Origin of the sequence: Serratia sp. CY33802, assembly GCF_052169095.1 — a bacterium.
Classification (GTDB): domain Bacteria; phylum Pseudomonadota; class Gammaproteobacteria; order Enterobacterales; family Enterobacteriaceae; genus Serratia; species Serratia bockelmannii.
Window position 1 is genome coordinate 174744 of record NZ_JBJNLL010000003.1, and the last position, 19493, is coordinate 194236.

Here is a 19493-nt window from a genome sequence, read left to right on the forward strand (position 1 = left end):
TGCTCCTGATTATTTGGCGTTAGAACGGTAAGTCTCAATCAGTTCGATAAAGTGATCGAACAGCGGCGCGGCGTCGTGCGGGCCTGGGCTGGCTTCCGGGTGCCCCTGGAAGCTGAACGCCGCCTTGTCGGTGCGGTGAATGCCCTGCACCGTGTGGTCGAACAGCGATTTGTGCGTCACGCGCAGATTCGCCGGCAGGTTGTTTTCATCTACCGCAAAGCCGTGGTTCTGCGCGGTGATCATCACGGTGTTGTTGTCCAGATCCTTCACCGGGTGGTTGCCGCCGTGGTGGCCGAGCTTCATCTTCATGGTTTTCGCCCCGCTGGCCAGCGCCAGCAGCTGGTGACCCAGACAGATGCCGAACACCGGAATGTCGGTTTCCAGGAACTGTTTGATGGCGGCGATGGCGTAGTCGCACGGCTCCGGGTCGCCCGGGCCGTTGGACAGGAAGATGCCGTCCGGATTCATTTTCAGCACTTCGTCGGCTGGGGTCTGCGCCGGCACCACGGTCAGGCGGCAGCCGCGATCCACCAGCATGCGCAAGATGTTGCGCTTGGCGCCGTAGTCGTAAGCCACCACGTGGAACGGCAGTTCCGCGGCGGTTTTGGCTTCCGGCAGATCGCCTTCAAGCGTCCAGCTGCCTTGCTGCCAGCTGTAGGCCTCTTGAGTGGTGACCTCTTTCGCCAAATCCATGCCCTTCAACCCCGGGAAGCCTTGCGCCTTGGCCAGGGCCAGCGCGGCGTCCGGCGAATCGGCGGCAACGATGCAGCCGTTCTGGGCGCCTTTTTCGCGCAGCAGGCGGGTCAATTTACGGGTATCGATATCGGCGATCGCCACGATGTTGTGACGCTTGAGGTAGTCGGACAGGCTTTCTTCACTGCGGTAGTTGCTGGCGATCAGCGGGAGGTCACGAATGACGAGGCCTTGGGCGTGTACTGCGGAGGATTCTTCGTCGGAAGCATTGGTGCCGACATTGCCGATATGAGGATAAGTAAGAGTAACGATCTGGCGGGAATAGGAAGGATCAGTGAGGATTTCTTGATAACCGGTCATCGACGTATTGAAGACCACTTCCCCCACTGCCGTTCCCTCTGCCCCGATGGCCCGACCGTGGAATTGGGTTCCGTCTTCCAGAACCAATAGCGCTGACTTTATCAAAACATCCTCCGAGGAATAATCAATCACAATATTTGCATATTAATTCAGATATCGCGATCTAAATCAATGCAAAAACCGTCCGCGAGGCCAATTTTTGGCAAATTGGGCGCATTTTAATGATGAGTGCCTGGCTTGTCTACCCAAACTGCCATTTTTTGTTTTATTTTTGCAGTTCTCGGCGCTCATGCGGCGTGAGCGGCGATAAAAACACAGAAAACCGGGGCTAGGAAACGGTTGCGGGGAAGAATGACGGAAAACGCGGCCAGAATGGGACGAAAAAGACGCTAAAAAAGCTGTAAGCGGAAAAAACGGAGGTAATCAGCAGGATAAACACACAAAAACAACCACTTCAATGACAAAGTAAACAAAACATAATATTTATCATGTTAAAAAAAAGGACAATAAAATTATTGCCCTATTATCATAGCATTATGATCAACACAACCACATCACGATGGTATTCAATTTAGTTATATCTGGTCCAAACTTAGCACATCGCGCATATCAAACAGGCCTTTATCCCGGTTATGCAACCAGGAAGCCGCGCGCACCGCGCCGCTGGCAAAAGTCATACGGCTGGAGGCCTTATGGGTGATTTCCACCCGTTCACCGATGTCGGCGAACATCGCGGTGTGCTCGCCGACGATGTCGCCGGCGCGAATGGTGGCAAAGCCGATGCTTTTCGGATCGCGTTCGCCGGTATGGCCTTCGCGCGCATAGACCGCACAGCTTTTCAGATCGCGCCCCAGCGCGCCGGCGATCGCTTCGCCCATGGCCAACGCCGTGCCCGACGGCGCATCCACTTTGTGGCGATGGTGCGCCTCAACGATTTCGATATCGGTATAGTCGCCCATCACCTGCGCGGCCTTCTCAAGCAGTTTCAGCACCAGGTTGACGCCGACGCTGAAGTTGGCGGCGAACACGATGCCGATATGTTGCGCCGCATCGCGGATCGCCTGCTTGCCGGCGTCATCAAAGCCGGTGGTACCAATCACCATCGCCTTATGGTGCGCCACGCAAAATTCCAGGTAGCCCAGGGTGCTTTCAGGGCGGGTGAAGTCGATCAGAATGTCGAACTCGCTCGCCACGTTATCCAGACTGTCGCTCACCTTGACGCCCAGCGCGCCGATGCCCGCCAGCTCGCCGGCGTCGACGCCGATCAGGCTTGAACCCGGGCGCGACAGCGCCGCTCCCAACACCACGCCTTCCGCCTGCTGCACCGCCTGGATCAACTGACGGCCCATCCGGCCGCCGGCGCCCGCAATCGCAATGCGGATTTGTGAATCACTCATGCTTGCTCTCTTCTTGTTTTGACGCCTATCCCATTAGGCTATCGATTCAGGGTAACCGTCCCACTTCAGCGTCGCCAGAGGATTCATTTCATAATTAGAAAATTATGATATTCCCCCGCTTTCATCAGCGGCGCTGTCGTGAGATTAACATTCAACCGATTTGGCGGCCTGCGACGATTGTACATAATCATGCAGTTTCCATGGCAAGAAAATGCAGAAAAAAGGCGCCGAAAACGGCGCCTGGGGAAAGGAACACTGCGAGGTCAGGCGGTAATGGCGGCCACTTCGTTGGCGATCGCCGTGAGCGCATCGTGGCGGGCATAGTCCTCACGCACCAGCGCTGCGCGTTGCCGATAGATCGGCTGCTGCAGAATACGCGACGCCGCCGCCAGGATCTGTTCTGCGCTCGGCGTGCTGGTGTGCAGACTGATGCCGCAGCCGGCGGCCACCACGCGCGCGGCCGCCTCCAGCTTGTCCTCGCCGGTGCCGGCGACAATCAGCGGCACGCCGCTGTCCAGCGCATAGTTGATCGAGCCGTAACCGCCGTTGGTGATCAGCAGCGCCGCCTGCGGTAACCAGTGTTCGAAGGAGATGAACGCCCGCACTCGGGCGTTGTCCGGCAACGCGTCCATCAGCCCTTCGGTCGCTCGCCCGCCGGTGGTGGCCAACACCCGCACCGGCAGATGCGCCAGCGCCTGCAGCGTCGGCACGATCAGCTGATGCAGATCGACATTGGCCAGCGTGCCCTGAGACACGATCACCAGCGGCCGACGATCGTCCTCCTCCCACAACGCCTCTTCCGCGGCCGGTTGACCACCGCTGCGCAGCGGCCCGACGAAGCGCACACCGCTCGGCAGGTCGTCGCGCTCATATTCCAGCGCCGTGGTGGCCAACTGCAGGAAACGCTCGCAGCCGCCGATCAGCGCATCGGTAAACGGGCGATTCAGCGGCCGCCCGCCCGCTTGCACCAGCGCGGCATCAAAGCTTTGCTGCACCTCATCAAGCAACACCCGCGTCGCTTCATCCACCAATTGCTCGCGGGTCAGCGCCCGCGGCAGCAGCGCCGGCGGGATGCGCGGGCCATAGAAAATGGCGTCGCGCGAAGAATACGACAGCGGCGTGACGCCGATCCCGAAGACCGGCGGCCGTTCGGCGGACTGCAGCAGCGGCAGCACGCCGTAGAAGCAGTTCTCCACCATCAGCAGATCGGTCTTTTCGGCGGCGATGGCCGCACGCAGCTGACGATCCAACAGCGGGATCGGCGCGGCGAAGAAATCTTTCAGCGCCAGCGCCATCTGCGCATTGCCCGGCGGCAGCGCGGCGCGCTCGGGGAAATGCTCCTCCAGGTGGCGATAGTCGAAATCCACCTGCGCGTCGAACGGCACGAAGCTCGCCCCAGCCGCTTCGGCGCGTTCGCGGAACAGCGCGCCGGTCATCACCCGCACCTGATGCCCTTGGGCAACCAGGTGGCGAGCGATGGCCAACATCGGGTAGACGTGCCCCGGAGTGGCGACCGCCGCCATCAGTATCCTTGCCATAATGCTCCTTTACGCTTCTGCGTTGGCCGGCTTCAGCGCCAGATTGGCGCACACCGGGTTGCTCTGAATATGCACGCGCTGCAAATGACGCGCGGAACGGGCGGTAAAGCCCTCACGGCCGTGCAGCAGCGAGAAATTGTCCGCCACCACCACGTCGCCCTGTTGCCACTGATGGGCATAATAGTGACGCGGATCGTACAGGTGCTGCTGCAGAGTGTGATGGAACTGTTCCTGCTGTTGTTCCGGCACGCCGTGATATTCCAGCGCATGCTGGTTGAGGAATTTTTTCCCCTCCGTCGGCGGTTCATTGTAGCGCATGATCAAGCCCCTGCCGTTCGGGTGCTGCACCACCAACGGCGAACAGACTTCTCCGCCGTAATGCACCACCTGCTTGATGCGGTAGGTGATCGACACCGACAGCCACTGATCCAACAACGCTTCGTCCGCATTGGCCAGCAGCCGCGTGGTATCGACGAAGGTAGTGCACCCGCCTTCGTCCTGCGACGGCGCCGCCACGCAGTGGAACAGCTGGAACTCGGGGATGGTCGGCTTATACATACCATCCCAATGCAGCGGGACGTAGCTGCTGTCGAAAATATGATCCTTGGCGTCAGGATGTTCCTTCACGTCCAGCACCGCGCCGAACGGCCACATCATGATCTCGCCCCACTGCTCGGCGTAGCGCGTCAGAACCTCCCCATCGCTGAAACCGGAGTCGAATCCGCGCAGCACCAGCAAGTGGTGCTCCTGCGCCAGCGCTCGCAGCGCCGCCACCGGTAGCTCGCCGATCTTTTGCCCCGGATGCTGCGGCGTCAGGATCGCGCCGAACGGGGTATTCGGTTGGATATGGCAATTAAGCGGTTGGTTGTTCATCGGTATTCTCCTTGCATCGAATGTGCTGCTCACACGGCAACGTGCCGTCAAAAACGCGCCCGTCAGGATTTCGGGCGCAAAAGCATGCAGCGGCCTCAGGCCATCTGCGGTTGTTCGATCAGGTAATGGCTCGGCGTGCCGCGGATCTCTACCAGCTCGCCGTCCAGGCTCTGCGCGTCTTTACGTTTCATCAGCACGAACTGGCCGTTCACGTTGGCTGCCACGCCGTGCCACGGCGTCAGCCAGTCGTCTTTGGTCGGCATCATGTGGATACCCATTTTCAGACTGTCGACCGGCTGCGGGTGAATCGACAGACGGATCGCCGCCGGGAAGTGCTGCGCCAGCAGATTGCCCCAGGCCCAGCTGCGCTGGATCACGCCGCAAGCGCGCTGTTTGGCGTCTTTCTGCAGCGCGGCGTTGGAACCGCTGTAGCCCGGCAGTTGGCTGTCTTCATACAGGAAGCGCGTGATGGCGCGGTACAGCAAGAGGCCCTGTTCGTCCTGCATCAGTTGCTGTTTGATCGCCTCTTCCGATTCGGCATAGCCCTCCACCAACAATCGGCGCAGCAGATCATAATCATCGGTATGCTCCGCCAGGCCTTTGACATCGCCGAGGTTGAACACGCTCAGGTATGTCGCGCCCACTTCATGCAGCAGGCTTTCAATCTCGCGCTGATAGTGGTTGATCGCGTCGTCGCTGACGCGGATCAGATCGCCGAACACGTGACCGTCGGAGCAGATAACGATATGCGCCCCCGGCGGGTAATAGAGCTGAATGCGCTGGCACAGCGAGTTGAGGAAGATCAGCGACAGCCGCTCCGCCATGTCCGGCACCGCACCGATCACCTTGTTGGTGTTGGGCGACTTGGTCGGGAAGGCCGGCAGCACGAATTCGATACGTTGCTCGTTTTCGATGAATGCCCGAATACGCGGCAATTGCACCTGAGTGACCCGCCGTTCTTCTTCGGCGATCGAGGTGTCGTCGCCGGGGAAACGGCGGCGGTATTGCAATAATTCACGTAGGATCTTTAACGATATTTCTTCTTTCTGAGCGCTGTCCACAATGAGCTCCTGTTGCGATGTGGCGCGGGTGTATTATTGATAAGCGCAATAAGATTTATCAAAAAGAGAAAAAATCTCTGCAAAATAATAATCAGCCCGGCGTTTATATGCTTCAGGCAATATAGAAGAGATGGTGCTATATTATTAGCCCGTATAATTCACAATCTTGGTTAAGTTGTGCTTAACAAACTATGAGCAATATTTTAAAACGCATGGCCATTTTCTCAAAAGTGGTCGATTGCGGCGCATTCAGCATGGCGGCAAAAGAATTGGGCATGACGACCTCCGCCGTCAGCCAACATATTCGCCAGCTGGAGGAACATCTGGGCATTCAATTACTGTTGCGATCGACGCGTTCATTGAGTCTGACCGAAGCAGGATTGTGTTTTTATGAAGATTGCCTGCTGATGATCCACGCAGCCGAACGTGGCCAACAACGGATCGCCGCGCTGCGTGGCGAGCTGGTCGGCGAACTGCGTGTCGCCACCTCCACTGAATTCGCCACCCACTATCTGGTGCCGGCGCTGCAAAGCTTCCTCGATGAACACCCGCAGCTTACGCTGCGACTGGAAATCCACGATGAGAAGATAGACCTCATCACGCAACGCATCGATCTGGCGATACGTGGCGGCGTGCTGGCCGACTCCAGCTACGTTTCCACGCGGCTGGCGCGCTGCCGTGAAGTGTTATGCGCCTCACCGGCCTACCTGGCACACCACGGCGTGCCGGATTCACCGCAGGCGCTGAGCCATCACCACTGGGTCACCTTTACACCGCTCGGCAACCCGCAGTTTGTCCGTCTTATCCATCGCGACGGCGGCGAACACCGCATGCGTATGACGGGGCGTTTGTTCACCAACAGCGGTATGGCGATGAAAGAGTTGGCGCTGACCGGCAAGGGGATCATTCGCAATTTCTTCGCCAACGTTGAACGTGAATTGCGCAGCGGTGAGCTGATTGAAATATTGCCTGATTGGCGGTTACCGGAAATTAATTGCTATGCCATTATGCCGCGCAGGGAGATCCAGCCATTAAAAGTCAGACGGTTGCTGGAACATATGAAACTCTATTTGCAGGAGAAGGGATTAACGGCCGTAGAACATATTCGACAGGAATAAAATAAGAAACATCTGCAACGTCCATTATTGTAATTATTGTAATCACTTTGCCAACACCGGGCCTCATTTAGATTGCAGCCTAATGATATTCTGATTAATGACTTTTCGCCAGCCTTTATAATTAATTACATCGACGTTATTTCAAATACTCAGAATAAATTTGACTTTAGTTAGCAGAAAATTTGAATATGCATGGCATGTTATTTTTAACGCGGCACGATTCCAAAAAAAACGGGAAGCCTAAGCTCCCCGCTGTCATCCGCCGGCGCATGTCAGTCAATCTGACGAACGTCCACCCGCAGCTCTTTAGGCACTTCAAACACGATGTTCTCTTCACGCCCGCTGATTTCATGCACGTCCAGGCCGCCCAGCGCTTTCAGGCGAGAGATCACCTCCTGCACCAGCACGTCCGGTGCCGAGGCGCCGGCGGTAACGCCGATATTGCGCGCTTCGCTCAGCCAGCTCTCCTGAATATCCGCCGCCGAATCGATCAGATAAGCCGGTTTGCCCACGCGCTGCGCCAGTTCAGCCAGACGGTTAGAGTTGGAAGAGTTCTTTGACCCCACCACCAGCACCACATCCGCATCGCCGGCCAGGTTACGCACCGCTTCCTGACGGTTGGTGGTGGCGTAGCAAATGTCATCCTTACGCGGACCGATAATGCTCGGGAAGCGCTGACGCAGCGCGTCAATCACGTCCGAGGTATCATCAACCGACAGCGTGGTCTGCGTCATGAAGCACAGATTGCTTTCGTCTTTCACCTGCAGCTTCCACACGTCTTCCGGCGATTCGACCAGGTACATGCCGCCCTTCGGGTTGCTGTACTGGCCCATGGTGCCTTCCACCTCCGGATGACCGGCATGGCCAATCAGAATCGCTTCGGTGCCGCGGCGGCTGGCGCGCGCCACTTCCATATGCACCTTGGTCACCAATGGGCAAGTGGCGTCGAACAACATGGTCAGATCGCGCGCCTTGGCTTCGGCGCGTACCGCCTGAGACACGCCGTGCGCCGAGAAGATCAGGATAGAACCGTCCGGCACTTCGGCGATCTCTTCGATAAACACGGCGCCCCGCTCACGCAGGCTGTCAACCACGTAGCGGTTGTGCACCACTTCATGCCGTACGTAGATCGGCGCGCCATACAGCTCCAGCGCACGTTCCACGATGCTGATCGCACGATCAACCCCGGCGCAGAAGCCACGCGGGTTAGCCAGCAATATTTGCATGCGTCTCCTCCTGCTGCGGATCGATCTCCAGCACTTCAATGTCGAAGGTCACCGGATGGCCCGCCAGCGGATGGTTGAAATCGACGGTGATTGAATCCTCCGCCACCGCGCGCACCACGCCCGGCATTTCGCTGCCGTCGATGGCGGTAAACAGCATGATGGTACCCACGTCCGGCACGCCGGTTTCCGCGAAGTCGCGGCGCGAGAAGAACTGGACCAGATCCGGGTTCTCCGCGCCGAACGCCGCTTCCGGCTGCAGGGTAAAGGCGCATTTGTCGCCCGCGCGCAGGCCGAGCAGCTGCGCCTCCAGCGGCGCCGACAGGCTACCGTCACCCAGACGGAACAGCGCCGGTTTGCCGCTGCTGCGGGTAGATTCGGCGGTCGAACCGTCTTCCAGTTTCAGCGTAAAGTGAACCAGCACCGCGCTGTCACTGATAATCTGAGCCGTCATGTTACTCACCTTTACTCTTTGCGCCTTTGTTCGCCGGCGACAGGAAACCTTCCAGCACGATCATCGCCGCACCCACGCAGATAAAGCTGTCCGCCAGATTGAAGGTCGGGTAGTGCCAGTCACCGACGTAGAAGTCGATGAAATCGACTACGAAACCGTGCCACAGGCGATCGAACAGGTTGCCCAACGCCCCGCCGATGATGAAGGCGTAGGCGATGTTGTTCAACTTCTGCTGCGCCGCACTGCGGTACATCATCACCAGCAGCACCGCGACGATGGCGATGGCGATGCCGGCGAAGAACCAGCGCTGCCAACCGCCGTGATCGGCCAGGAAGCTGAACGCAGCGCCGTAATTGCGCGCGTAAAACAGGTTGAACGACGGGATCAACGGCTGGGACTGGCCCAGCGTAAAGTTAGCGAGGATCCACTGCTTGCTGCCGAAATCCAGCGCCAGCACCGCCACCACAACCCACAGCCAACGCAGGCCGGTCGAACAAATTGGTTTACTCATCAGGCGCGAATTCTCAGGCAAAGTTACGCTTCTCGCCGTCACCGGCGACGTTGCTTACACAGCGGCCGCAGATGTCTGCATGCTCCGCCACCAGGCCGATATCGGTGGTGTAATGCCAGCAGCGCGGGCACTTCTCACCCGGCGCCGTGCTGAAGGCGATCTTCAGCCCTTTCAGCAGCTCGGAAGCCTGCGCGTCGGCCGGCGCATCCGCCAATGGCGCAACGCTTGCCGCAGAGGTCAGCAGCACGAAGCGCAGCTCATCCTGCAGGCTGTTCAGGCGAGCCGCTAGCTCGCTGTCGGCATACAGCGTCACCGCCGCTTCCAGCGAACCGCCGAGGCGTTTGTCGGCACGCGCCTGCTCCAGCACCTTGTTCACTTCGCCGCGCACTTTCAGCAGCTCAGCCCAGAAAGCGTCGTTCATCGGCTCGCCTTCCGCCAACCCGAACAGGCCGTCGTACCACTCTTCGGTGAACACGTACTGCGCGCGTTTGCCCGGCATGAAGCCCCAGATCTCGTCTGCGGTGAACGACATGATCGGCGCCATCCAGCGCACCAGCGCTTCCACGATGTGATACAGCGCGGTCTGGCAGCTGCGGCGGGCGACGCTGTCGCTCTTGGCGGTGTACTGACGATCCTTGATGATATCCAAGTAGAAGGAGCCCATCTCGACCGAACAGAACTGCATCAGGCGCTGCACCACTTCGTGGAAATCGTAGTTGGCATAAGCCTGCTCGATATCCTGCTGCGCCGCCAGCGCGCGGCCGACCGCCCAGCGATCCAGCACCACCATGTCTTCAGGCGCCACGCAGTCGGTGCTCGGCTCGAACCCGTTCAGGTTGGCCAGCAGGAAGCGCGCGGTGTTGCGGATGCGGCGGTAAGAGTCGGCGGAACGCTTGAGGATCTCGTCGGATACCGCGATCTCGCCGGTGTAATCGGTCGACGCCACCCACAGACGCAGAATGTCGCCGCCGAGCTTGTTCATCACGTCCTGCGGGCTGACGGTGTTGCCGATCGACTTGGACATCTTGCGGCCCTGGCCGTCGACGGTGAAGCCGTGAGTCAGCACTTCCTTGTAAGGCGCCTTGCCCTTCATCGCGGTGGAGATCATCAGCGATGACATGAACCAGCCGCGGTGTTGGTCGGAGCCTTCCAGATACATGTCGGCGCCGTGGCCGTTGAATTCAGGGCGCACATCGACAACAGAGGCGTGGGTAGAACCGGAATCGAACCACACGTCCAGCGTATCCGGCACTTTCACGTAGTCGGCGGCTTCCGCGCCGAGGATGTCGGCCGCGTCCAGATCCCACCAGGCCTGAATGCCGTCTTGCTCGACGCGCTTGGCCACTTCTTCCATCAGCTCAACGGTGCGTGGGTGCAGCTGCTCGGTCTCTTTGTGCACGAACAGCGACATCGGTACGCCCCAGGTGCGCTGACGCGAGATGCACCAGTCCGGGCGGTTGGCCACCATCATTTCGATGCGCGCCTGGCCCCAATCCGGGATCCACTGCACGCCCTTGATCTCTTCCAGCGACTGCTGACGCAGGCCTTTCTGATCCATGCTGATGAACCATTGCGGCGTGGCGCGGAAGATGATTGGCGTCTTGTGGCGCCAACAGCACGGATAGCTGTGCAGGAACTTCTCGACGTGCAGCAACGCGCCTTTGTCACGCAGCAGATCGACGATCAGATCGTTAGCCTTGAAAACAAACTTGCCGTCCAGTAGCGGGTAGGTGCCGGTCAGGTAGCAGCCGTTCGGCCCTACCGGGTTGGCCACTTCCAGGCCGTATTTCTGGCCGATCACGAAGTCGTCCGGGCCGTGGCCTGGCGCGGTGTGCACCGCACCGGTACCGGCGTCCAGCGTCACGTGCTCGCCGAGGATCGCCGGCACGTCGAAGTCCATGAACGGGTGTTTGAAGCGCAGCAGCTCCAGATCGGCGCCTTTGCAGCTGCCCAGCACCGTCCACTCGGTGATGCCGGCGCGTTTCATCACGCTTTCCACCAGTTCGGCCGCCAGGATCAGGCACTGGCCGTCAACCTGCACCAGTTGATAGGTGAAGTCCGGATGCAGCGAGATCGCGCGGTTGGCTGGCAGGGTCCACGGGGTGGTGGTCCAGATAACCAGCGAGATGGCGCCGTTGAAGTGGCTCACGCCAAACTTGGCCGCCACGGCAGCCGCGTCGGCCGCATGGAAGGTCACGTCGATCGACGGCGAAGTCTTGTCGTAGTACTCCACTTCCGCTTCCGCCAGCGATGAGCCGCAGTCGGTGCACCAGTGAACCGGCTTGGCGCCTTTCAGCAGGTGGCCGTTGCTGATGATCTTGCCCAGCGCGCGGATAATGTTGGCTTCGGTTTTGAAATCCATGGTCAGGTAGGGACGAGCCCAGTCGCCCAGCACGCCCAGGCGGATGAAGTCCTTCTTCTGACCTTCAACCTGCTCGGCCGCGTACTCGCGGCACTTCTGGCGGAACTCGGCCGCCGTCAGCTTCTCGCCCGGTTTGCCGTACAGCTGTTCCACCTTCAGTTCGATCGGCAGGCCGTGGCAATCCCAACCCGGCACATAAGGCGAGTCGAAGCCGGCCATCCCTTTCGACTTGATGATAATGTCTTTGAGAATCTTGTTAACCGAGTGACCAATGTGAATGCTGCCGTTCGCATACGGAGGGCCGTCATGCAAAATGAAGGTTTTTTTGCCCTTTTTGGCAGTACGAATAATCCCGTACAGATCCTGTTCATACCAACGTTGCAGCATGCCAGGTTCGCGCTTGGCGAGATCGCCGCGCATCGGGAACCCTGTTTCCGGCAAGTTCAGGGTATTCTTGTAGTCACTCATTAGATTCTCGGTTCCGTTTTCGGCTATAGAGATTAAACCGGTGTCTGTAGCCCGAAGAACTTCCGGGCCGTCACCACATCATTGGCGATTTGCTGCTTCAGGGCATCGAGCGAAGCAAACCGTTGTTCATTGCGCAATTTTGCGCGGAGCACCACCTCAATATGGCGCCCGTAAAGATCCATTGTGACATCCAGCAGATGCACTTCCAGCTGCTGGCGCACGCCGGCGACGGTCGGACGCGTGCCGATGTTGGCCACGCCCGGCAGCGGCTGCGGCCCCAGGCCGTACACCTCCACCGCATACACCCCTTTCACCGGCGCCACCAGGCGCTTGAGCGGCAGGTTGGCGGTCGGGAAGCCGATGGTGCGGCCCAGCTCATCGCCGTGCACCACGCGCCCGGAGATGCTGTACGGGTGGCCCAGCAGGGTCTCTGCCAGCGGCAGATCGTCCTCGCTCAGCGCGGTGCGGATCGCGGTGCTGCTGATGCGCCGCTCGCCTTCGCGGAAGGTCGGGGTACTGACCACGTCGAAGCCGTACTCTTTTCCGGCCTGCTGCAATAGCGGAAAATCGCCCTGACGCCCGGCGCCAAAGCGAAAATCATCCCCCACCATCAGGAATTTGACGCCCAGTTTTTCCACCAGCAGCTCGGCGACGAACGCCTGCGCGGTGTTGGCGGCGAAACGCGGATCGAACTTGACGCACAGCAGGTAATCGACGCCCGCCTGCGCCAGATAGTTGGCCTTGTCGCGCAGGCGCGTCAAACGGGCCGGCGCCTTGTCTGCGGCGAACATCTCCAGCGGCTGCGGCTCAAAGATCATGACCATCACCGGCAGCCCGAGGCGTTGCCCTTGTTGCTTCAACTGCTCCAGCAGCGCCTGATGACCGCGGTGTACGCCGTCAAAGTTGCCGATGGTGAGCACGCAACCATGGTGGCGCGCCCGGATATTGTGAATGCCGCGAATTAGCTCCATAGCTGGCTCAAAACAGTGGAAATCGGCGGATTATACCTTGTACAGCCGGTAAGGTTAACCCGCGATTGGTGCCTTTATGTAATAGACATACCATACCGGAGATAATCTGCGCGTGAAACGGCTTCACCGCAGTTTATCCCGCGCCGCCGGGCCGATTCTCGACCGCGGCCAACGGCTTGCGCCCGCCGCGGCAAATCATTGGCGAATTTTCTCGCGAAACACTGTATTCCCAAGAGCGAAGCTGGTAAAATCCTGCGCCATCACAACGTAGCGAGTGCCGCCTGTACAAACGGCGCTTATTTGCACAAATCCATTGACAAACGAAGGCTAAAAGGGCATATTCCTCGGCCTTTGAATTGTCCTCAATAGAATATATTTGGGAGTTGGACCTTGGCTAATATCAAATCAGCTAAGAAACGCGCCGTACAGTCTGAGAAACGCCGCAAGCATAACGCAAGCCGTCGCTCAATGGTGCGTACCTTCATCAAGAAGGTAGACGCAGCTATCGCAGCTGGCGACAAAGAAGCAGCACAAAATGCATTCCTGGTAATGCAGCCACTGGTGGACCGTCAGGCAGCTAAAGGCCTGATCCACAAAAACAAAGCAGCGCGTCATAAGTCAAACCTGACTGCACGCATCAACGCAATGCAATAAGCATTTCGTTATCTGCTTGATAAAAAAACCGGCTCAGGCCGGTTTTTTTACGTCCTGCGTTCAGTGAACCGCTAGCAGGAAAACAGCGCCGAGAAGTCTTTGTTGCACACGCGCTGCACCGCCGGATGCTGGATCATGCGCTCGGCGAAGATGATGTAATACTCCTCCTGCACGCTGTCTATACGTCCAATCTCCACCACGTTATCATCGTTGTAGGTATCCTGCGCATACAGCGTCGGCGCCACGAAGATCGCGTTGTGGTACATGCCGAAAGCCTTCATCAGCGCCGCATCGTCGAACTCGCCCAGAATCTCCACCTGGATGCCCTGCGTATTGAACCAGTTGAGCAGTTTGCGCCCCAGCATCGAACGGCGGCCGGGGATCAGCAACTTACGCTGCTCCAGGCAGGCCGGGAACGGCAACTCCGGCGCCGGCTGGCGACAGAAGAAGCTGATGCCGCACTCGCCCAGCTTCAGCGAGAACAGCCCTTCCTGCTGGCTGGAGTCCACCGGGCAATCCGACAGGATCATATCCAGCTTGTGCTGGCTGAGCTGCTCCAGCAGCATCTCGTGCGTCGATTCAAAACAACGCAGGTGGATCTGTTCGTTGTCCACCACCACCGCCGTTTCCAACACCTGGCTGACCAGGCGCTTCGACAGCGCGTCCGCCACGCCGACGTCGAACAGCAGATTCGACTCTTTGCGATAGTTGACGATATCCAGCATTTCCTGGCTGAGCATAAACATCTTGTCAGCATAGCGGAACACCAACTGCCCCAGCTCCGAAGGCACCAACCCGCGCCCCTGGCGTTTGAACAGCTTGCCGTCCAACCGCTCTTCCAGCGCCTTGATCTGGCCGGTGATGGTCTGCGGCGTCAGAAACAACGCTTCAGCGGCGCCGACCACGGAACCGGCCTTGCAGACCTGCCAGAAATAGTAAAGGTGATTAAAGTTGATATGCGACATCCTCACGAGCGGCTCTCCTTAACAACGTTTCGCAGCGGCAAACGGTGTGCCGTGACGAGCGACAAACTTCCTTTCCCTGCTTCAGACAACGTATAGCCCCATTAGTCCCAACGAAGAACGGCCGAAGCTGCACATATTTTATACCGTACAGCTCCGACCAGCCATTTTATTATGTGCCCTTACCGGGCACATTCAGGATTAACGTACGCGCGGCAACGCCAGACGCAGCAATCCATACCCTACCACCGCCGCAGCCGTCGAGCCCAACAGGATCCCCAGACGGGAATAGGTGCTGAGCGCCATATCCGCCTCGCCGAACGCCAGCGAGGCGATAAAAATCGACATGGTGAAACCAATACCGCAAAGCACCGAAACGGCAAATACCTGTTTGAAGCCGATGCCTTCAGGCAAACGGGCGATGCCCATTTTTACCGCCAGCAGGCTGAAGAGGAAAATCCCCAGCGGCTTACCGATAAACAAGCCAGCCGCAATCCCGACCGGCAGCAGCGACGTCAATCCTTCCAGCGATACGCCCTGCAAAGAGACCCCGGCGTTAGCGAAAGCGAACAGCGGCAGGATCATAAACGCGACCCACGGGTGCAGCTCATGCTCCAGCGTTTCCGATGGCGATGGCCCCTTCTTGACGTTCAGCGGGATCATAAAGCCGACGATCACCCCGGCCAACGTCGCGTGCACCCCGGACTTGAGGATCGCCACCCACAACACCAGGCCAACCATCATATACAGCGAGGTTTTTCCCACGCCACGCCAGTTCATCACCGCCAGCAGCACCGTCGCCGCCGCTGCCACGCCCAGCGCCACCATCGACACTTCGTGGGTGTAGAACAGCGCGATGATGATAATCACGCCCAGGTCATCGATGATCGCCAACGCCAGCAGGAATACTTTCAGGCTAGTCGGCACGCGGTTGCCCAGCAGCGCCATTACGCCCAGCGCGAAGGCGATATCGGTCGCCGCCGGGATTGCCCAACCCTGGCGAGTGACTTCATCCGCGCCGTTGAAAAGCAGGTAAATCAGCGCCGGCGCCAGCATGCCGCCCAGTGCGGCGATCGCCGGAAATACCGCCTTGTCACGCCCGGACAGCGAGCCTTGCATCAGCTCGCGCTTGACCTCGAGCCCCACCACCAGGAAGAAGATGGCCATCAGGCCGTCGTTGATCCACAGCAGCAGCGGCTTGGCGATCTCCAGCGAAGCAATTTTCACCATCACCGGCAGGTTAAGAAATGCCTGATAGATCCCCTGCGCCGGGCTGTTGGCCATGATCAGTGCGACGATCGCCGCCGCGATCAGAATGATGCCGCCCGCGGCTTCCTGACGTAAAAATTGACGAATGATGTTGGTCACAGTACGTCTCTCCAAATCTGTGCAGGACGTAGTGCCCTGCGAACCACAGTCATGAAGTGAGTATAGAGGGCGTTTTAGTTCGAAAAAATAAGTTTATAAATGCTAAATAACTCGAAAAAACCGATCAAAAGCACGAGTAAATCACATTATTCTTAGGGAATGAGCGTTATAGCACGCAAATAAAAACCCCGGGCAAATGCCCGGGGTTCTAACATAAACCAACAGAAACAGAAGGTTAGCGAGTCAGATCGTCAAAGAACTTTTTCACCCCATCGAAGAAGCTCTTCGAGCGCGGGCTGTTCTTGTCGCCGGATGGGCCGCCCAGGCTCTCTTCCAGCTCACGCAACAGTTGCTTCTGCTTGTCGTTCAGATTGACCGGTGTTTCCACCACTACGCGGCACAGCAGGTCGCCCTGGCTGCCCCCACGCACCGATTTCACACCCTTGCCGCGCATGCGGAACAGCTTGCCGGTTTGGGTCTCCGAAGGCACCTTCAGTTTCACCCGGCCATCCAGCGTCGGCACTTCAATCTCGCCGCCCAGCGCCGCCATGGCGAAGTTGATCGGCACTTCACAGTACAGGTTGTTGCCTTCACGCTCGAAGATCGGGTGCGCCTTCACCTGCACCTGAACGTACAGATCGCCCGCCGGTGCGCCGTGCTCGCCGGCTTCGCCTTCACCCGCCAGGCGGATGCGGTCGCCAGTATCGACGCCGGCCGGAATTTTCACCGACAGCGTTTTGGATTTCTCAACCCGGCCGTGGCCGTGGCACTTGTTGCACGGATCTTTGATGATCTGGCCGCGGCCATGGCAGTGTGGACACGCCTGCTGCACGGTGAAGAAGCCCTGACGCATTTGCACCTGGCCTTGACCGTGACAGGTTGGGCAGGTGACCGGTGAACTGCCCGGCTTGGCGCCGCTGCCGTGGCAGACGTCGCACTCTTCCAGCGTCGGGATGCGGATCTCTTTGGTGACGCCACGTACCGCTTCCTCGAGGGTCAGCTCCATATTATAGCGCAGATCAGAACCGCGGCTGGCGCGCTGACGGCGGCCTCCGCCGAAGATATCGCCAAACACGTCGCCAAAGATATCGCTGAAGTCGGCACCGCCGCCAAAGCCGCCGCCGCCCATGCCGCCCTGTTCAAAGGCCGCGTGGCCATACTGGTCGTAGGCCGCGCGTTTCTGGTCGTCGGTCAGGACTTCGTAAGCTTCTTTAACTTCTTTAAACTTGGTTTCGGCGTCTTGTTCCTGGTTGCGGTCAGGATGGTATTTCATCGCCAGGCGTTTATACGCCTTTTTGATCTCACGTTCATCCGCCGTCTTGCTGACGCCGAGAATCTCGTAATAGTCTTTCTTCGCCATTCTTTCGCTTACCCTTAACATGCGTGCACGGGCGCAGAGTTGCCTCGACGCCCGTGCTGGTTTCCGGTAGCGGCATCTCGGCCGCCCCGTGCCCGCTTAAGGGCGATTATTTTTTGTCTTTAACTTCTTCGAACTCAGCGTCAACCACGTCGTCGTCTTTCTGCGCCGCGTTGTCCGCGCCGGCGTCAGCACCCTGCTGAGCCTGCTGCGCCTGAGCCATTTCCAGCAGCTTGCCGGAAACCTGCACCAGCGCCTGAGTCTTCGCTTCGATCTCGGCTTTATCTTCGCCTTTCACCGCCGCTTCCAGATCTTTCAGCGCCGCTTCGATCGCCGTTTTATCTTCCGCCGGCAGTTTGTCACCCGCTTCTTCCAGCTGCTTGCGAGTACCGTGGATCAGGTGATCCGCCTGGTTACGCGTCTGTACCAGCTCTTCGAACTTGCGGTCAGCTTCAGCGTTCAGCTCGGCATCGCGCACCATTTTCTGGATTTCGTCTTCGTTCAGGCCAGAAGATGCCTTGATGGTGATCTTCTGCTCACGACCGGTGTTCTTGTCTTTGGCAGACACGTGCAGGATGCCGTCGGCATCGATATCGAAGGTCACTTCGATCTGCGCCATGCCGCGCGGTGCCGCCTGGATGCCGTCCAGGTTGAACTGGCCCAGAGATTTGTTATCGCTGGCGCGCTTACGCTCACCCTGCAGCACGTGGATGGTTACTGCAGACTGGTTGTCTTCCGCAGTAGAGAACACCTGGCTGTGCTTGGTCGGGATCGTGGTGTTTTTGGTGATCAGCGGCGTCATCACGCTGCCCATGGTTTCGATACCCAGCGACAGCGGGGTCACGTCCAGCAGCAGAACGTCCTTCACATCACCGGCCAACACGCCGCCCTGTACCGCAGCGCCTACGGCAACCGCTTCGTCCGGGTTCACGTCTTTACGCGGTTCTTTGCCGAAGAAGTCTGCGACTTTCTTCTGCACCATTGGCATACGGGTCTGGCCGCCCACCAGGATCACGTCCTGGATGTCGGAAACCGACAGGCCTGCGTCTTTCAGCGCCACTTTCAGCGGTTCGATAGAACGCGCAACCAGATCTTCAACCAGAGACTCGAGTTTGGCGCGAGTCACTTTGATGTTCATGTGTTTTGGACCGGTCGCGTCTGCAGTGATGTACGGCAGGTTAACGTCGGTCTGCTGAGCGGAAGACAGTTCAATCTTCGCTTTCTCAGCGGCTTCTTTCAGGCGCTGCATCGCCAGCGGATCGTTGCGCAGATCGATACCCTGATCTTTCTTGAACTCTTCCACCAGGTAGTTGATCAGACGGCTGTCGAAGTCTTCGCCACCCAGGTGGGTGTCACCGTTGGTCGCCAGCACTTCAAAGGTTTTTTCGCCGTCAACGTCGTCGATTTCGATGATAGAGATATCGAAAGTACCGCCGCCCAGGTCATAAACCGCGATGGTGCGGTTGCCGACTTCTTTGTCCAGGCCGTAGGCCAGGGCCGCAGCGGTCGGTTCGTTGATGATGCGTTTGACTTCCAGACCCGCGATGCGGCCGGCGTCTTTGGTCGCCTGACGCTGGGCGTCGTTGAAGTAAGCCGGTACGGTGATAACCGCTTCAGTTACCGGTTCGCCCAGGTAATCTTCCGCCGTTTTCTTCATTTTTTTCAGCACTTCCGCAGAGATCTGCGGCGGAGCCATTTTCTGGCCTTTCACTTCCAGCCAGGCGTCGCCGTTGTCGGCTTCGACGATTTTGTACGGCATGATCGCTTTGTCGCGCTGCGCTTCTTCATCCTGGAAGCGGCGACCGATCAGGCGCTTGATGGCGAACAGGGTGTTTTCAGGGTTGGTCACTGCCTGACGCTTAGCCGGCTGGCCAACCAGAGTTTCACCGTCCTGGGTATATGCGATAATAGAAGGAGTGGTGCGGTCGCCCTCGGCGTTTTCCAGCACGCGTGCCTTGGCACCATCCATAATTGCTACGCAAGAGTTGGTAGTACCCAGGTCGATACCAATAATTTTGCCCATCTAAACGTCTCCACTAAAAAATTCATAATCAGTCAGGTTGCTAACCTATATGCGGGCGATTTTTTGCTTTTCAACTGCCCGATATCTCAGTGCGACCCGC

General features: G+C 58.5%; 16 protein-coding genes. 2 read left to right on the forward strand and 14 right to left on the reverse strand.

The genetic code is table 11. From position 1 onward, the window contains the following. Positions 1-9 precede the first annotated feature (9 nt). The 5 genes from carA to pvcA all read right to left on the reverse strand — a co-directional run bounded on the left by carA (position 10) and on the right by pvcA (position 5922). Positions 10-1158, reverse strand: a complete 1149-nt coding sequence (gene carA / locus ACJ8HA_RS14110) for a glutamine-hydrolyzing carbamoyl-phosphate synthase small subunit (RefSeq protein ID WP_071826157.1) — start codon at positions 1156-1158, stop codon at positions 10-12. A 470-nt stretch (positions 1159-1628) separates the two neighbouring features. After that, complete coding sequence (gene dapB / locus ACJ8HA_RS14115) at positions 1629-2450, reverse strand: 4-hydroxy-tetrahydrodipicolinate reductase (RefSeq protein WP_025301531.1); 822 nt, start codon at positions 2448-2450, stop codon at positions 1629-1631. Positions 2451-2713: 263 nt separating this feature from the next. Continuing rightward, complete coding sequence (locus tag ACJ8HA_RS14120; protein ID WP_025301530.1) at positions 2714-3973, reverse strand: glycosyltransferase; 1260 nt, start codon at positions 3971-3973, stop codon at positions 2714-2716. A 24-nt stretch (positions 3974-3997) separates the two neighbouring features. Further along, positions 3998-4861 (reverse strand): TauD/TfdA dioxygenase family protein, encoded by an 864-nt coding sequence (locus tag ACJ8HA_RS14125; RefSeq protein WP_049207249.1) that lies wholly within the window; start codon positions 4859-4861, stop codon positions 3998-4000. Positions 4862-4956: 95 nt separating this feature from the next. After that, positions 4957-5922, reverse strand: a complete 966-nt coding sequence (gene pvcA, locus ACJ8HA_RS14130) for an L-tyrosine isonitrile synthase (RefSeq protein ID WP_025301528.1) — start codon at positions 5920-5922, stop codon at positions 4957-4959. Between the two features lie 212 nt (positions 5923-6134). Between pvcA and ACJ8HA_RS14135 the strand changes: the two genes are divergently transcribed. Continuing rightward, positions 6135-7040 carry a LysR family transcriptional regulator gene (locus ACJ8HA_RS14135; RefSeq protein WP_225735560.1) on the forward strand — a complete coding sequence of 302 codons (906 nt, stop codon included), beginning with the start codon at positions 6135-6137 and terminating at the stop codon, positions 7038-7040. 272 nt (positions 7041-7312) lie between these two features. Here the strand turns inward: ACJ8HA_RS14135 and ispH are convergent, their stop codons facing one another. Genes ispH through ribF form a run of 5 tightly spaced genes read right to left on the reverse strand, consistent with a single transcriptional unit; the run spans position 7313 to position 13029 of the window. Next, positions 7313-8266, reverse strand: a complete 954-nt coding sequence (gene ispH / locus ACJ8HA_RS14140; RefSeq protein WP_025301526.1) for a 4-hydroxy-3-methylbut-2-enyl diphosphate reductase — start codon at positions 8264-8266, stop codon at positions 7313-7315. After that, positions 8247-8717 (reverse strand): FKBP-type peptidyl-prolyl cis-trans isomerase, encoded by a 471-nt coding sequence (gene fkpB / locus ACJ8HA_RS14145; protein WP_038628869.1) that lies wholly within the window; start codon positions 8715-8717, stop codon positions 8247-8249. Before fkpB ends, ispH begins: the two co-directional genes overlap by 20 nt. Before the next feature lies 1 nt (position 8718). Continuing rightward, entirely contained in the window at positions 8719-9228 is a 510-nt protein-coding gene (gene lspA / locus ACJ8HA_RS14150; RefSeq protein WP_025301524.1) for a signal peptidase II, read from the reverse strand. Between the two features lie 13 nt (positions 9229-9241). Then, positions 9242-12058: an isoleucine--tRNA ligase gene (gene ileS, locus ACJ8HA_RS14155; protein ID WP_442515379.1), complete on the reverse strand. Its 2817-nt coding sequence runs from the start codon at positions 12056-12058 to the stop codon at positions 9242-9244. A 32-nt stretch (positions 12059-12090) separates the two neighbouring features. Next, positions 12091-13029 (reverse strand): bifunctional riboflavin kinase/FAD synthetase, encoded by a 939-nt coding sequence (gene ribF, locus ACJ8HA_RS14160; protein ID WP_025301522.1) that lies wholly within the window; start codon positions 13027-13029, stop codon positions 12091-12093. 390 nt (positions 13030-13419) lie between these two features. Here ribF and rpsT point away from each other — a divergent pair, with 390 nt between their 5' ends. Continuing rightward, positions 13420-13683: a 30S ribosomal protein S20 gene (rpsT, locus tag ACJ8HA_RS14165; RefSeq protein ID WP_004932960.1), complete on the forward strand. Its 264-nt coding sequence runs from the start codon at positions 13420-13422 to the stop codon at positions 13681-13683. Positions 13684-13754: 71 nt separating this feature from the next. Here the strand turns inward: rpsT and nhaR are convergent, their stop codons facing one another. From nhaR to dnaK, 4 genes are all read right to left on the reverse strand, one after another. Next, entirely contained in the window at positions 13755-14654 is a 900-nt protein-coding gene (gene nhaR / locus ACJ8HA_RS14170; RefSeq protein ID WP_004932962.1) for a transcriptional activator NhaR, read from the reverse strand. Between the two features lie 192 nt (positions 14655-14846). After that, complete coding sequence (nhaA, locus tag ACJ8HA_RS14175) at positions 14847-16013, reverse strand: Na+/H+ antiporter NhaA (protein WP_025301521.1); 1167 nt, start codon at positions 16011-16013, stop codon at positions 14847-14849. A gap of 235 nt (positions 16014-16248) precedes the next feature. After that, the gene (gene dnaJ, locus ACJ8HA_RS14180) at positions 16249-17373 is read right to left on the reverse strand and encodes a molecular chaperone DnaJ (protein WP_004932969.1); all 1125 of its coding nucleotides are present in this window, start codon (positions 17371-17373) and stop codon (positions 16249-16251) included. Positions 17374-17479: 106 nt separating this feature from the next. Then, a complete protein-coding gene (gene dnaK / locus ACJ8HA_RS14185) occupies positions 17480-19393 on the reverse strand; it encodes a molecular chaperone DnaK (protein ID WP_004932972.1) in 1914 nt (637 codons plus the stop codon). Between the last annotated feature and the right edge of the window lie 100 nt (positions 19394-19493).

Bases quoted from the DNA above. Each gene is read 5' to 3' on its own strand.
- dapB (WP_025301531.1), bottom strand. From the start codon at position 2,450: ATGAGTGATTCACAAATCCGCATTGCGATTGCGGGCGCCGGCGGCCGG.
- ACJ8HA_RS14120 (WP_025301530.1), bottom strand. From the start codon at position 3,973: ATGGCGGCGGTCGCCACTCCGGGGCACGTCTACCCGATGTTGGCCATC.
- ACJ8HA_RS14125 (WP_049207249.1), bottom strand. From the start codon at position 4,861: ATGAACAACCAACCGCTTAATTGCCATATCCAACCGAATACCCCGTTC.
- ACJ8HA_RS14135 (WP_225735560.1), top strand. From the start codon at position 6,135: ATGGCCATTTTCTCAAAAGTGGTCGATTGCGGCGCATTCAGCATGGCG.
- ispH (WP_025301526.1), bottom strand. From the start codon at position 8,266: ATGCAAATATTGCTGGCTAACCCGCGTGGCTTCTGCGCCGGGGTTGAT.
- fkpB (WP_038628869.1), bottom strand. From the start codon at position 8,717: ATGACGGCTCAGATTATCAGTGACAGCGCGGTGCTGGTTCACTTTACG.
- lspA (WP_025301524.1), bottom strand. From the start codon at position 9,228: ATGAGTAAACCAATTTGTTCGACCGGCCTGCGTTGGCTGTGGGTTGTG.
- ileS (WP_442515379.1), bottom strand. From the start codon at position 12,058: ATGAGTGACTACAAGAATACCCTGAACTTGCCGGAAACAGGGTTCCCG.
- ribF (WP_025301522.1), bottom strand. From the start codon at position 13,029: ATGGAGCTAATTCGCGGCATTCACAATATCCGGGCGCGCCACCATGGT.
- dnaJ (WP_004932969.1), bottom strand. From the start codon at position 17,373: ATGGCGAAGAAAGACTATTACGAGATTCTCGGCGTCAGCAAGACGGCG.
- dnaK (WP_004932972.1), bottom strand. From the start codon at position 19,393: ATGGGCAAAATTATTGGTATCGACCTGGGTACTACCAACTCTTGCGTA.